The sequence below is a fragment of the Vibrio profundi genome, assembly GCF_043642225.1.
GTDB classification, from domain to species: domain Bacteria; phylum Pseudomonadota; class Gammaproteobacteria; order Enterobacterales; family Vibrionaceae; genus Vibrio; species Vibrio profundi_A.
On sequence record NZ_JBHZSF010000010.1, the window covers coordinates 150063 to 164690 of the forward strand.

Annotated in this window: 12 protein-coding genes; 4 read left to right on the forward strand and 8 right to left on the reverse strand. The window is 43.8% G+C overall.

The window, feature by feature from the left end; all coding sequences use genetic code 11:
- Positions 1-51: 51 nt before the first annotated feature.
- Positions 52-1302, reverse strand: a complete 1251-nt coding sequence (locus ACHUFI_RS15690) for a GGDEF domain-containing response regulator (protein WP_394250754.1) — start codon at positions 1300-1302, stop codon at positions 52-54.
- A gap of 149 nt (positions 1303-1451) precedes the next feature.
- Between ACHUFI_RS15690 and dinB the strand changes: the two genes are divergently transcribed.
- Positions 1452-2549 (forward strand): DNA polymerase IV, encoded by a 1098-nt coding sequence (gene dinB, locus ACHUFI_RS15695; RefSeq protein ID WP_394250756.1) that lies wholly within the window; start codon positions 1452-1454, stop codon positions 2547-2549.
- A gap of 30 nt (positions 2550-2579) precedes the next feature.
- On the opposite strand, the gene ACHUFI_RS15700 is transcribed toward dinB, so the two are convergent.
- Positions 2580-4493 (reverse strand): RecQ family ATP-dependent DNA helicase, encoded by a 1914-nt coding sequence (locus ACHUFI_RS15700; RefSeq protein WP_394250758.1) that lies wholly within the window; start codon positions 4491-4493, stop codon positions 2580-2582.
- Between the two features lie 78 nt (positions 4494-4571).
- Between ACHUFI_RS15700 and ACHUFI_RS15705 the strand changes: the two genes are divergently transcribed.
- Both ACHUFI_RS15705 and ACHUFI_RS15710 read left to right on the forward strand, forming a co-directional pair.
- Entirely contained in the window at positions 4572-5048 is a 477-nt protein-coding gene (locus ACHUFI_RS15705; protein WP_394250760.1) for a GreA/GreB family elongation factor, read from the forward strand.
- A gap of 55 nt (positions 5049-5103) precedes the next feature.
- Positions 5104-5847 carry a YggN family protein gene (locus ACHUFI_RS15710; protein ID WP_394250762.1) on the forward strand — a complete coding sequence of 248 codons (744 nt, stop codon included), beginning with the start codon at positions 5104-5106 and terminating at the stop codon, positions 5845-5847.
- Between the two features lie 61 nt (positions 5848-5908).
- Here ACHUFI_RS15710 and ACHUFI_RS15715 read toward each other — a convergent pair whose 3' ends face one another.
- Entirely contained in the window at positions 5909-8452 is a 2544-nt protein-coding gene (locus tag ACHUFI_RS15715) for an Ig-like domain-containing protein (protein WP_394250764.1), read from the reverse strand.
- 338 nt (positions 8453-8790) lie between these two features.
- Here ACHUFI_RS15715 and ACHUFI_RS15720 point away from each other — a divergent pair, with 338 nt between their 5' ends.
- On the forward strand, positions 8791-10152 hold the full coding sequence (locus tag ACHUFI_RS15720) for a sodium-dependent transporter (protein ID WP_394250766.1): 1362 nt from the start codon (positions 8791-8793) through the stop codon (positions 10150-10152).
- Between the two features lie 155 nt (positions 10153-10307).
- On the opposite strand, the gene lipA is transcribed toward ACHUFI_RS15720, so the two are convergent.
- From lipA to ACHUFI_RS15745, 5 genes are all read right to left on the reverse strand, one after another.
- Complete coding sequence (gene lipA / locus ACHUFI_RS15725; protein WP_394250768.1) at positions 10308-11273, reverse strand: lipoyl synthase; 966 nt, start codon at positions 11271-11273, stop codon at positions 10308-10310.
- A 4-nt stretch (positions 11274-11277) separates the two neighbouring features.
- On the reverse strand, positions 11278-11937 hold the full coding sequence (gene lipB / locus ACHUFI_RS15730; protein ID WP_394250770.1) for a lipoyl(octanoyl) transferase LipB: 660 nt from the start codon (positions 11935-11937) through the stop codon (positions 11278-11280).
- 181 nt (positions 11938-12118) lie between these two features.
- The gene (ybeD, locus tag ACHUFI_RS15735) at positions 12119-12397 is read right to left on the reverse strand and encodes a DUF493 family protein YbeD (protein WP_394250815.1); all 279 of its coding nucleotides are present in this window, start codon (positions 12395-12397) and stop codon (positions 12119-12121) included.
- 158 nt (positions 12398-12555) lie between these two features.
- On the reverse strand, positions 12556-13737 hold the full coding sequence (locus ACHUFI_RS15740) for a serine hydrolase (protein WP_394250772.1): 1182 nt from the start codon (positions 13735-13737) through the stop codon (positions 12556-12558).
- A gap of 94 nt (positions 13738-13831) precedes the next feature.
- Positions 13832-14626, reverse strand: coding sequence for a septal ring lytic transglycosylase RlpA family protein (locus ACHUFI_RS15745; protein WP_394250774.1), 795 nt, complete (start codon positions 14624-14626; stop codon positions 13832-13834).
- Positions 14627-14628: the final 2 nt, after the last annotated feature.

Genomic DNA, 14628 nt, shown 5'->3' on the forward strand with positions numbered 1-14628 from the left:
CACAATGTTTTTGCATTGTGGGCTTTTTGTTTTTGGCTTATTGGCTATTGGCTATTGGCTATTGGCTATTGGGCTGACAGCGACAATGGCATCGCTCACCGTTTGGTTCCTACCATTTTCTTTTGCGATGTAGAGTCTGTCATCTGCGAGCTTAATTTGATCATCTAGGCTTGCTTCTAAGTCAGTAGCGCCAATACTGATGGTGATGTTTATCATGGTACCGTCGTGGTTGATGTCAGTGCCTTCAATATACACTCTCATCTTTTCCAGTTGCTCAACAAACTCATTGAATGGGCGTTGAGATTGAATGCAAAACTCTTCCCCCCCGAAGCGCACGACGATGTCATCTTTAAAGTAGGTTTGCAAAATTTGACTCATAGCTTTGAGGACGCAATCTCCCCCATCGTGTCCGTAGGTGTCGTTCACTTTTTTGAAAAAATCGATATCTAGCATAGCAATGCAGCGCTCTGCGCTGTGCTTGGTATTTTGGCTAAATAGAAACCTACGGTTCCACAACCCAGTCAGTGCATCTTCATTAGCCATTTGGAAGAGCTTACCGACCGCTTCTTTCATATCGAGTAGTTGATGGATGCGACAGAAGAACTCTTCTTGATTAAAAGGCTTGTAAAGGAAGTCGTTTGCGCCAGCCTTAAGAAATCGCGCAGTCATTGTGCGGTCGTCGCTGCCGGAGAGTCCAAGAATGGCGAGTTGATTACGATCGTGGTGGATGCGCACATCGCGGATCATCGAGATACCGTCTTTGTTCGGCATATCGTGATCTGTAATGATGAAAGTAATATCAGGATCTCGCTTGAGAACTTCGATCGCGATCTCGCCGTCTTCAGCTTGTACCGTTTCAATGTACTGATGTTCCAACAGCTGAACGATATAGTTTCTAACGACGGCTGAGTCATCTACGACCAGTGCTTTGTGGTGCTTATTATTGGTCAATCGATTGATAAGTGGTAGCAAATAGCTCACTGACGCCATGCTGTCTTTAAGTATGTAATCAATGACACCTTTAGCTAACACCTGCTCACGAACCTGATCACTAAACATGGCGGTCAACACAATGATTTTGTGTTTATGTTCTAAAACAAGGTCGATGATCTCGCCATCTTGCCCATCTGGTAAGCAGTAATCTAAAACAGCACATAGAAAATCACTTTCTTGCTCAAGTATTTGTTTAGCATCATTTAAACACTCGGCCAAAACCACGTCGTAACCGTTAGTTGTAAGTTGCTGGTTTAGATAGTTCCTAAATGCTCGGCTATCCTCGACGACTAAAATCCTTTTATTCAAGCGCAACCCTCTACGGTGTTAATTACTTTAATAATAATAACTCTTAGGGATTTATCTATAAGAGGATCTTAAATAAGTGCGAAATCGATAATATTTTCAATCTGACCAATTCAAAGTATACTGTGTATAAATACAGTTGGAGCGATGTTTTGGTCACAGCTACATCACAGCAGAATGCAGGAAGAAAGATAATTCATGTTGATATGGATTGCTTTTATGCGGCTGTAGAAATGCGTGATAATCCCGCCTATCGAAACAGACCACTAGCCGTTGGTGGACACGAAAAACAACGTGGCGTGCTCAGTACTTGTAACTATGAAGCTAGGAAGTTTGGTATCCGTAGCGCGATGCCTACGGCGAAAGCTTTACAGTTATGCCCGCAACTTTTGGTCGTTCCTGGACGAATGGACGTATATAAAGAAACGTCGAAGCATATCCGTGAGATTTTCTCTCGTTATTCCGCTTTGATTGAGCCGTTGTCGTTAGATGAAGCATATTTAGATGTGACAGATTCGAAGCAATGTCATGGTTCAGCGACGCTCATCGCGGAGGCGATTCGCCGTGATATTTTTAATGAACTCAATTTAACGGCTTCGGCGGGAGTCGCCCCAATAAAGTTTTTAGCAAAAGTAGCCTCTGACCTAAACAAACCTAACGGGCAGTTTGTTGTCCCACCTCAAGATGTACAAATTGTGATTGATAAGCTTCCTCTTGAAAAAATTCCGGGCGTGGGGAAAGTTAGCTTAGAGAGGCTGCATCAAGCAGGCTTCTTTCTTTGTGAAGATATCAAAGCCAGTGATTACCGAGAGCTGCTTTTGAAGTTTGGGCGATTAGGTGCTTCATTGTGGAAACGAAGTCATGGTATTGATGAAAGAGACGTTGTGGTAGAGAGGGAGCGCAAGTCGGTGGGAGTGGAACGTACGTTCAGTGAAAACATCTCAACATTCGAAGAGTGCTGGAAAGTCATAGACACTCGCTTGTTCCCTGAACTTGATAAAAGGCTAGAGCGAGCGAGTCCAACTAAGGCGATTATCAAGCAAGGTATCAAACTAAAATTTGCGGATTTCCAACAAACTACGATTGAACACATTCAAGTGTCGTTAGACAAGAACCATTTTAGAGAGCTGCTTGTTGAGATTTTAAAGCGGCAGAACGGGCGTGAAATTAGGTTATTGGGTTTGAATGTCATGCTTCAGCCGCCAGAACAAATGAGGCAGCTAAGCTTCTTCAGTGACCTAGAAACTTAAGCTACCTTTTGTTTGCCAAATACCTTTCCCTTAGCGAGCTACTGTTTGAACAGCATTGAGCACGGCTTTAAATGGTTGCGCCTCTAGCTGACCATATCCCGCCATTTTACTGGCTTTCATCTTCGTGGAGAGTGGTGTTGCAATCCCACACAGGAAGCGAGCAATGGCTTGGTCTGTGATGAGTTGTGGACTGCTTGAAATAAATTCTCTGGCCCACTGAGTAACAAGCTCTTCATCGATAGTATGAATCATCGGGGAGGGCAGTACAGCCTGTTGACCTGAGCAGACTGAGCAGTGACCACAATGTGTAGGGGCTTTGTCATCTGCGAAATACGAGGCCAGCTCGAAGCTTAAGCAGCTCTTAGCTTGAAAGAATTCAAGCATTTGGTTGATGCGATTGATTTCGTTATTTTCTTTAGTCGCAAAAAGTTGAGAGAGTCGAGCTGTGATGTCTAACAGGTTTTCTGACCGATTGAGAACAGCATAGACATCTGTGATTTGTTTGCTCTCTAATTCTATCCAGCCTTGTTCATGAAAGTAATCGATCGCGGTGATCACGCGTTGTCTATCTGCCTGAAAGTGATTCCAAAGCGTCTCAAAGTCAAGTTGACACCATACTCTAGCTTGCGGCGAACATTGAAATATTGCTTCGACAAAACTTCGACGCTCACCTTGGAATTGATCCAGTATTTCTTGTTTAGAGCGAATGAATTTAAATCGATAGTCTGCAAAGTAGCTGTACTTAGGTTCAATGATGCCTTCTAGTTCCAAGTAAACTAAGAGGGTTTTTAAAGGAAGCAGACGAACATTACTTTCTTTGGAAAGTTGGTTGAGCATGACCTCCCATTGATGGTCATGCTGATAGATTTGCTCCAATACTGCTTGGATGGCTATTTGGTCTGGTGTGTCTCCGTACACAAAATTCTCTAATACATTAAGCCCACTTTTATTGGCTAATAAAATGCATTGAGAGACTTGTCCATCTCGTCCTGCTCGTCCAATTTCTTGCGAGTAGTTTTCTATAGATTTGGGCAAATCAAAATGGATAACTCTACGTATATTGGATTTATCAACCCCCATGCCAAACGCAATTGTTGCGACGATACAATGCACATCATCTTGCATAAATTGTTTTTGAATACCGTCACGTACATCTGGCTTAAGACCTGCGTGGTAGGCAACCGCAGATACACCGACATTTCTAAGCTGCTGAGCAACTTGTTCTGCGGTTTGCTGCAGTGTGACGTAAACGATGGTTGGGTCGTTTGGAGACTGATTCACGATCTGGCCGAGCGCCTCAACTTTTTGTTCTTCGGTACAAGGTTGGATGGAAATGTTGAGGTTCTGTCGATAAAAGCCCGTGACAACGACATCACTTTCTTCGATGGAGAATTTGTTCTTCATATCCTCAATAACAGAATTGGTCGCCGTTGCGGTCAACAGTAGAGCTTGGGGGATATTGAGCTGCTTTTGATAGTGAGGAAGCTTAAGGTAGTCTGGGCGAAAATTGTGCCCCCACTCAGAGATACAGTGCGCTTCATCAACAACCAGTAATGAGATTGGAACTTGTGATATGAATTGACGAAATCTTTCGTTTTTCAACCTCTCGACTGAGATCATCAGGATCTTAGTGTCTCCATTTCTGACCGATTGCATAACCTGCTGGGTTTGGAGGCGATCTTGGCTAGAGTCGATTGATGCGGCGCTGATTCCTTTGCTATGTAGAAAGCTTAGTTGATCTTTCATCAGCGCTAATAAAGGGGAAATCACTAGAGTTAGGTGAGGTAGCTCAAGAGCAGGTAATTGATAGCAGAGAGACTTACCTGACCCAGTTGGGAAAATAGCTGCAGCGGAGCGTCCTTCTATGACTTTATCGATAACTTGCTTTTGCCCATTGCGTAATGAATCAAATCCGAAAACGCGCTGGAGTGTTTGATCAATCATGTATATTCCCCTTTAAAACTTGCGTCCGATTGTACCTAATTCTATTCTGTAGCTCCTAATGAAAAGCACCACGAATGTATGAATAAGTCCGAGCTTCTACAAATAATCCTTCATCAACTAGAACTGCGCCAGCAGGTGGCACATTCTGCTACTCAGAGAGCAATTGATGCCGCTACCGATGAAGAAACGGTACCAGAACATAAATACGATACATTAGCGTTAGAAGCGTCTTATTTAGCTCATGGACAAGCCATGCGGGTTCAGGAATGTGAAGAAGATATTCGCCAATACCGAGAGTTGGTCTTAAGAGAAAAAGTCGCTTCAGTTTCAATGACCAGCTATATCGTTGTGATTGATGAAAACAGTGAAGAAAAACATTTTTTTATCGGGCCAACTGCTGGTGGGTTGTCTGTAACGTGGAATGAAAATGAGGTGTCAATTTTGACACCCCAAGCACCTTTGGGCCGAGCTTTGATGGGCAAAGAAGAGGGGGATGACATTGAATTCAGCGTGGCATCGAACCATTTCTGTTATGAAATAGTAACAGTTTACTGACATGGCATTGATAGATATTCAGTATATTTAAAGTGCGGTAATACGAGAGAATACTATGAAAAAGTTAATACTGATAACGTCGATACTAGTGAGCCAGCCTTTAATGGCAGCTCAATGCCGAGTCGATATAAAAAATGAAATCCATTTGGATGAAAGCCAAGTGGAAATCCACCAAGTAAGTGGTGGCACGGCAATTATGGATAACGCGAACAATCTTTACATTCATGGTGAGAAGATTGAACTCGACAGTGATCAGCAAGCTGCAATCGAGCAATATCGTGAAAGCATGAACGCTTACCTACCTAAAGCCAAACAAATGGCTAATGAAGGTTTAGCGCTCGCCAATGATGTGATCGATGATATTGCGAAAAGTTTAGATTCACCAGATGCGTTTGATAATGTGAAAGCATCGATGAAGCAGTTTTATGCTGATTTAGAAGCGCGTTATTACAAAGATGGCGATTTCATTTTGCCAGCTGAAAGTTTTGATTCTATGGCTAATTCTTGGTCTGAAGATTTTGATAAAGCGATGGAAATCTTTAATGAAGAATTCATTACTAGTGCTTTCAATGCTATGTCGGAAAAAATGAATCAGGAGGGTGGTTTGAATCTGACTGAAATGGCGAACAGTATGACCGAGATAAAAGATCAACTCGCAAAGCGCTTGCAAGAACATTCGAAAAAAGTAGAACAACAAACAGAAGAGTTCTGTGACTCTTTGGATGAAATGGCCGAACAAGAACAGCAACTTCATAAGAAAATCCCAGAGTTGAAAGACTATCAAACGTTTACGATTTAGTTGAAAAAAATAAAGAAAAAGAGCGCTAACTAAAAGCGCTCTTTTTTATTATTACGAGGAACTATTGGGCGTTGTTCATTTGCGTTAACTTATCGCCAACTGGTCCAGAAAAGTTAAAGCCGTCGTGTTCATCCCAATTGATTGACCAAGTCATCACACCTGCATAGTTAGGGTAGTGGAATGCAGGGACAACCGAACCACAAGTTGCTCCTTTTGTTAAACAATCCAAAGCATTGAGAATGTTTTGAGTTGGAGCTTGTCCTGAGTTTGCCGAGCTAGGCCCAGAAGGTAGGCCGATCGCGACTTGATCATCACGTAGTGGGGCAAACATGCTTCCATCAGCTAGTTCAAAACCCTCTATGAGCATTTTAGATTGAGCAACCATCATATCTACGCTCCCTTCGGGTGCCGCGCCTGTCATGTAAGGGTTTGGTAGCCCACCATTGTTGTACAGTTGCACGTGCAGTAAGTCTAAAGTTGAGCGGACCTCATCGATGACTGGGATATATGCTCCCCATATACCGGTATAGGCAATGAACCCGCCTTGAACGTATGGGTGTTCAGGCGCCATCGTCAGATACATGTCGCCACCAATGTTTTGTTCGATTTGTAGTAAAGCTCGCCCTAATCGCGCTTGAATTTGCGAGCCGTGCATTAGATTTGAACCACTTTCCAAATCAACGTCTAGGCCATCGAACCCCCATTCGTTAATAATGTTAGTCAAGCTACTGATGAACGCTGCCTCATCTTGGTCGGTATTTAGCGTGATCGTACCTTCTGCGCCACCAAGAGAAAGAACAAACTTTTTCCCTTCAGCTTGCAGTGCCGCCATGTCTTGCTTGAATTGAGTCGGGTCTAGCGCTGCACAGCTACTGTGTATATCACCTGAGTACAAATTAAAATGTACCGTACCATCGCTGTTCCTATCATTTTCAGCAAATGCGATATCTATGATATCCCACGCTTTTGACATATCAGCTAAGCGGATTGGGCAGCCAGCTCCGTTAACAAAATTGTGCCAGTATCCAATGAGTTTATGAGTTTTTTCGGTTTGCTCAACGACTTGAATAGCGGCAGCACCCGAGGTGGCACTCACTCCTGATGTATCTTCCGCCTGAGCAGAAACGGTAAATTGACCAACAGCTCCTGGAACCCAATTATAGGAATAGGGAGCGGTGGAATCTGTTCCAATAACAGAACCATTGAGCAAGAAGCTGACTTGTTTAACGCTAGAGCTCAGAGATGTCGCGTCGGCAGTAAGGTTGACAGGTTTACCTAAGCCGACGGTTTGGCCTGAAGTCGGGGAGGTTAGTGACACGACAAGATCTTGATCACTCACCGTGACGTTAACATTGGATTGAGCTTGATTGTTTTCATTGTCTGTCGCGACTGCTTTGATCGTGTTACTGCCAATGAGGGTTGCTGACCATTGTTGCGTATAAGGCGCTTGGGTGACGACACCTAAGCTATTGTCATTGGCAAAGAACTCGACCTGAGTAACGTTGCTATCGGCATCGTGTGCTTCTGCTGCAATCGTCAATGTTGAACCTGCGAGCACCACTTGATTATCTTGAGGCGAGGTGATGGATACCACTGGTGGCGTACTGCAGGCACCTAAGTTAGTCCAAGCATCTGTCCAATATAACCCTTCACCTGGAGCATAAGCCCAATCAGAACTCGAAGAGCACCAACCGGCCACGTCACAGCGGTACTTTTGATTTAAGTTCTGAACTTCTTCGCCTGTGGCATAGCTCGTTCCCGGAGTATACGTCGGTGCGTCGGAACACCCACCACTTGAGCCTGATGAAACCGTTAAGCCGACTTCTTGGCTGATGGTTGACTGGTCGTCGTTATCTGTTGCTTTGGCTTTAAAGCTGTGAACTCCACTCTCTGCAGTCCATGCGTGCTGGAAAGGTTGTGCGGTATCTGTCGCGACTAACGTGTTATCTACATAAAATTCAACTTGGTTGATGCTACCGTCACTGTCTGTTGCATTGGCTGTTATCAATAAACTGTCACCAGCAGTAAGCCGTTCCGAACCATTAGGGCTCGTTAGGGTGATCGTTGGTGGTATTAATCCACTAGCCGGAGTGACGGAGATAGCGATCGTCGTCGTGGAGCTAGAACCTTGATTATCGGTGGCAGTAGCCGAAATTGAAGATGTCCCTAACGAGGATGTCCAGTCTATGTTAAATGGAGCCTGAGTGACGATTCCGATGCTTTGATTGTTCGCAAAAAACTCGACTTGTTCTACGCTACCATCGCTGTCAGAAGCATTGGCTTGGATAGTCGTAATGCTCCCCTCTGGGATGGAAGCGTTATTGATTGGGGATGAAATCGACACGTCTGGCGGTGTATTGCTTCCCCCGGTTTCACATTGGCCTATGTTTTGCCAAGCTTCCCATGGGCCAGAGTTTGTTTCAGGATCATTTCCTTGGGTCCAGTAACTGGCTTTATACGCAATGTTTGATTGCTGTACGTGGTCACCGGAATGATAAATTGCTCCACTGTCCCAAAATGTTAAAGATGTACAGTCGTAAGCATGTGCTTGATAGCTTATCCCTAGCGCTGCAATGATCGCGCTTCTTAATATGTTCGAACGCATCGCCCTCTCCTTAAGGTAAGTTGTTTTAAACGTATTAATAAGTAGGACAAAAAGGGGAGGTTGGCGGGTAAATACTTGAATAGTTTATAAATGTTAACTCGATATCACGGCTTTATCATGTATGCTCAATCAGTTGCATTTGTTTCTCGGCTCACTTCATGTAATAGCAATTGTATATTTATTGTTAATCATAAAAGCTGTGTATTGATATTTTTACGGTGTGAATAACTGCTAAATTCCATTTATTGAGTTGATTTGTCTTGTTTATTGTTGTGTTTAAGTGACTTTAATAATAGTGTACTAGCTCGCTAGTTTATTGATACATTCGTGTGAGTAGTATGACACAACAAACTTCTTCTTCTCGCGAGCATTTTGGCTCTCGTCTTGGTTTTATTCTTGCTGCTGCAGGCGCTGCAGTTGGTCTAGGTAATATTTGGGGCTTTCCCACTCAAGCTGCAAGTAATGGTGGTGGTGCCTTTTTACTTGTCTATCTCGTGATGATCCTGATCGTCGCTTTTCCAATGTTAGTTGTAGAAATGGCGATTGGTCGTTCTGGTCAAGCAAACCCAGTAGATAGTATGCGCTCTCTCACTGACCATTCGTTAGGAAAAAAAGCGGGTGGTATTGTCGGTTGGATTGGGCTCAGTGTTCCAAGCGCTGTTTTGGCTTTCTATAGTATTGTGGGCGGTTGGTTAATTTGCTTCTTATTGGGGGCAATCGCTGAGCTTGTAGGTATGGAAAGTGCTTCTAATTGGTTCAAAGGGTTCAGTATTGAAAGAAATGCTTTTGGTACCATCGCATTTTATGTTCTAACGATTTTGATTGTACAAGGTGGAGTAAAGCAAGGTATTGAAAAGTGGTCGACACGTTTAATGCCGGCACTGTTCGTGCTATTTGCTGCGCTGTTTATCTATATCATGACTCAGTCTGGTGCGGTTGAAGGGCTAAAACACTACCTAATTCCTGATTTTGAAAAAGTGTGGGATAGACAGCTGATTCTAGCGGCAATGGGGCAGGGTTTCTTCTCATTGACGATCGGTGGTTGTTCAATGCTGATCTATGGTTCTTATCTGAGTAAAAAAGAAAACCTACCGAAAATGGCCATGAACGTGACGTTAGTGGATACGGCCGTTGCGTTTATTGCCGGGCTGGTGGTGATGCCAGCTATGTTTGTTGCGATGCAGAAAGGTGTACAAATTTACGCGGAAGATGGCTCGTTACTGAGCTCTGACACTCTAGTCTTTACAGTACTACCTTTGATGTTTGATAGCTTAGGGTTCTTAGGACAGATTTTCTCGATAGTGTTCTTTTTGCTATTAACTATTGCCGCGTTGACTTCTTCTATCTCTATGCTTGAGTGCCCGGTAGCGTTAGTGAGTGAGCGATTCAACACCAAACGAACGTCAACAAGCTGGGTGATAGGTGGCGTTATTGCTCTGCTAAGTATCGTCATTGTTTATAACTTCTCTACCATGTTTGGTTTAGTCGCAATGATTGCGACACAATACTTACAGCCAATTGCCGCGTTAATGTTTTGTTTGTTTGGCGGTTGGGTATGGAAACGTAGCGCGAAGATTAAAGAGCTTGAACAAGGCTGCCCAGACTTCCAGCTAGGCTGGTTTGGTAAAGTATGGCCTGTGTACGTGAAGTTCGTTTGTCCAATACTTGTGACGACGGTTATTTGGGCTTCATTTGGTTAATTGGGCATTTAGCGTCTAGATTATTAGATTTATACTCCAAGGCCACTCTTAATGAGTGGCCTTGTTGTTTTTTAATAAGCTTGTTTGACTCGATAGAAAAAAGGCGCTGAACAGTCATTCAGCGCCTTTTTTAATCTGGGGTTAAGTAATCGTGATTACTTAATTTCCATACCTTGAGCTTGTAAGTCTGCATGGTAAGAAGAACGTACAAACGGACCACAAGCGGCGTGAGTGAAGCCCAGCTCAAGAGCAATCTCTTTTAGTTCGTCGAACTCAGTAGGTGGTACGTAACGCTCTACTGGTAAGTGGTGACGGCTTGGTGCCAGGTATTGACCTAACGTTAGCATTGTTACGCCGTGCTCACGCAGGTCTTTCAATACTTGGATGATCTCTTCTTTGGTTTCACCAAGGCCCATCATTACACCAGATTTTGTTGGGATATCTGGGTGCTGTTCTTTGAACTTCTTCAGTAGATCAAGAGACCACTTGTAGTTCGCACCTGGACGAGCTTTACGATATAGACGTGGCGCTGTCTCTAGGTTGTGGTTGAACACATCTGGTGGGTTGTCTTTCAGTAGATCAAGCGCAACGTCCATACGGCCGCGGAAGTCTGGCACCAGTGTTTCGATACGAATATTAGGGTTTAACTCACGGATCTCACGGTTACAATCAGCGAAGTGCTGAGCACCGCCATCACGTAAGTCATCACGGTCAACTGAAGTGATTACCACGTACTTCAGTTTCATGTCTTGAATTGTCTTCGCCAGTTTCTTTGGCTCTTCTGCTTCAGGAGCAACAGGGCGACCATGGGCAACATCACAGAACGGGCAGCGACGAGTACAGATAGCGCCAAGAATCATGAACGTTGCCGTACCGTGGTTAAAACACTCGGCTAGGTTAGGGCAAGACGCTTCTTCACAAACTGAGTGCAGATTGTTTTTGCGCATTGCCGATTTGATTTCTTGGATACGATGGCTGTCTGAAGGAAGTTTAATCTTCATCCACTCCGGCTTACGTAGCACTTCTTTCTGCTCAGCAGGCATATTCTTTACGGGAATTAATGCCATTTTGTCAGCGTCACGATATTTAACGCCTTTTTCCATCTGGATTGGTTTGCTCATGATTTTATGCTTCTGCTGTAATGTTACTGTCGGCTTGAATATCAACTTGGTCGTAACCAAGCAAGGTAACAAGCTCTTGTACTAATTGTTGTTCGACTGGCTCAAGGCTTTCTGGGCCTCCAAGTTGGCTTACTTGCACCATTTCCATACCTTGATAACCACATGGGTTAATTCGCAGGAAAGGGGACAGATCCATATTTACGTTTAACGCTAACCCATGAAATGAGCAGCCACGGCGGATACGTAACCCAAGTGAACAAATTTTCTTACCTTCGACATAGACACCTGGGGCATCTGGACGAGCGGCAGATTCAATATTGTAAGCTTTCAGAGTATTGATTACGAGGTTCTCTATGTGGCTGACGAGATCTCGTACTCCAAATTTTTTGCGGCGGATGTTAATTAGGAAATACGCCACCAGTTGCCCTGGCCCATGGTAGGTAACTTGGCCCCCACGGTCACTTTGAACTATGGGTATATCACCTGCGTTTAAAACGTGCTCCGCTTTCCCAGCTTGTCCTTGAGTAAACACCGGGTTGTGTTCGACCAACCATACTTGGTCGGCGTCGTCATCAGTTCGATTGTCTGTGAACTCATGCATGGCCTTCCATACTGGTTCATAATCCTGACGGCCTAACTTTTTTACGATTAGCTGATTCTGCAAAACAGCGCTTCCTCAAGGATAAATAAAGTGAACGCATTATAAACGCGAAACATCATTCTAACTACAGACTGACAGCAAGGTTTTTAACATTTTCTGTTGGATGAAAATGCGTCTTGATTCTATCTGGCCTCTTATAAACAAAACAGCGGCCATAAGCCGCTGTTTTTCTGCTGCAAAGTGATTAAAGCACCATGCGAACAATATCAATCTCACCCAGCTCTTTGTAAAGCGTTTCGACTTGCTCGATTGATGTTGCGGTAATATTTACAGACACTGAGTTGTAGTTACCTTTTGCGCTTGGCTTCACTGTTGGGCTGTAATCACCAGGAGCGTGACGTTGAATCACCTCTAGAACTTTCTCTGTTAGTTCTGGTTTCGCGTAACCCATCACTTTGTATGTAAATGAACAAGGAAATTCTAAGAGATCTTTTAGTTTTGCATCAGAATTAATATTCATGATTTGCTCCAAATGGAAAAGCGTTGTGCCAATACAGTTGACTCTAAAGAAGAGTGCATTGATGTTATAGGGGCGGAATATTACTGGTAAATATCTTGGAACTCAAGATCAACAAAAGCCGCACTAGGCGGCTTTTGTTAGAGTCAAAGGACAATTCTGAATTAGAACAAACCTTTGAATAGAAGAACTAGGTAATCCCACAGGCGGCTGAATAAGCTACCTTGCTCTACATCTTCAAGAGCAAGAAGAGGGTACTCAGCAACATCTTCACCGTCTACTTGGTAGTATAGCTTACCTACTACATCACCTTTGCTGATCGGTGCTTCAAGTTCTTGTTCAAGAACGAAGCTCGCTTTTAAGTTTTTAGCTTGGCCGCGAGGAAGTGTCACGAAAGTATCTTCATCGACACCTAGCGCAAGAGTATCTTTACTACCCATCCAGATTTTTTCTTCAACGAAGGTTTCACCTGCTTTGTGAGGCGCCACCGTTTCAAAGAAACGGAAACCGTAGCTTAGAAGTTTTTTGCTTTCTGTTTTACGAGCGTTGGCATTTTTTGTGCCCATAACAACCGCTACTAGACGCATTTTGCCTTCTGTCGCAGAGCTTACTAGGCTGTATCCGGCATTATTCGTGTGGCCTGTTTTAATGCCATCAACATTCATGCTCTTATCCCAAAGTAGACCGTTACGGTTGTACTGAGTAATGCCGTTATAGGTGAACTTTTTCTCAGAGTAGATACGGTATTCTTCAGGCACGTCACGAATCAAAGCTTGGCCAAGAAGCGCCATATCGTAAGGTGTAGAATATAGGTTTGCGTTGTCTAGGCCGTGAACGTTAGCGAAGTGCGTGTCGTCCATTCCAATAGAGCTTGCCCAAGCGTTCATCAAATCAACGAATGCATCTTCAGAACCCGCAATGTGCTCGGCCATCGCGACACAAGCATCATTACCAGACTGGATGATGATCCCGCGGTTTAAGTCTTCAACTTTAACGGTAGTGCCAACTTCGATGAACATCTTTGAAGAATCAGGGAAGTTCTTAGCCCATGCATTCTTACTGATCACCACGTCGTCATTTAGATTAATGTTACCGCGCTCTAGCTCTTGACCGATGACATAACTGGTCATCATTTTGGTCAAACTTGCTGGAGATAGCTTGGTATTCATCTCTTTCTCAGCAAGGATTTTACCAGAGTTGTAATCCATCAGGACGAAGCCCTTAGCTGCAATTTGAGGTGCATCAGGTACAACGATCGGAGCGGCGAATGATGACGCTGCTAAAGTTGCAGAAAGAGCAACAGAAGAAACGAGTAGCGATTTAACAAGTTTTTTAGTTTTATTCATTTTGAATGCAATTATTTGGTTAACTGTCCATATCTTAACAGAATCATTCTGGCAAACCAGATCTGCTAACACTAGAAAATAGTTGTGTGATTTGTCAACGGCTTAGGTTGTGCTTTTTGATAAAGGCCGACGAAAAACCGAGAAGTTTAACTTGCTCCAACTTCTCTTGCGTCAGAGCATAGTCATGAAATGGGCCTAGCATCAGGCGATGTTTGTCATCAGCCGATTGAATAAAGCTGCCAACAGATAGTTGGGTGCTTAATTCTTCAGCAAGCTTCATGCTGCGATCTTTATGAGGCGAAGTGGCAACTTGAACAATGTATTGAGGTAACGCTGCTTTCTTTCGTTCATCGGTTGGAATATCCACCGTGATGACTTCAATTGCGACGTTTGCTGTGCCCGTTTTTACTACATCTAGTTTATAGGCTGCCGCATAGCTTAAATCGATAATTCGACCTTCGTGAAATGGCCCACGATCGTTCACGCGGACGATGGTCGACTTATTATTGTCTGTGTTGGTGACTTTCACATAGCTAGGAATAGGTAATGTTTTGTGCGCAGCAGACATCGAGTACATGTCATACACTTCACCGTTTGATGTCAAATGCCCATGAAACTTTTTGCCATACCAAGAGGCTTTACCTTTCTGTGTGAAGCCCTTTGGGTCTCGGACAATTTTATAGTCTTCGCCACGTAAATTGTAATCACTATTACCACCCAAACTGTAAGGTTCATACTGTGGGTGTGCATCTTCTAAGTGTTCGACTGAAATAGGCGCATCAGGAGCAATATCCGAGTCAATAGAGTATCGACCGGTTGGCTCTGTTGAGGAACAACCGTTTAAAATAAGAACTAAGCTCGAAATAACGAGGAGTGGTTTAACTGACATTG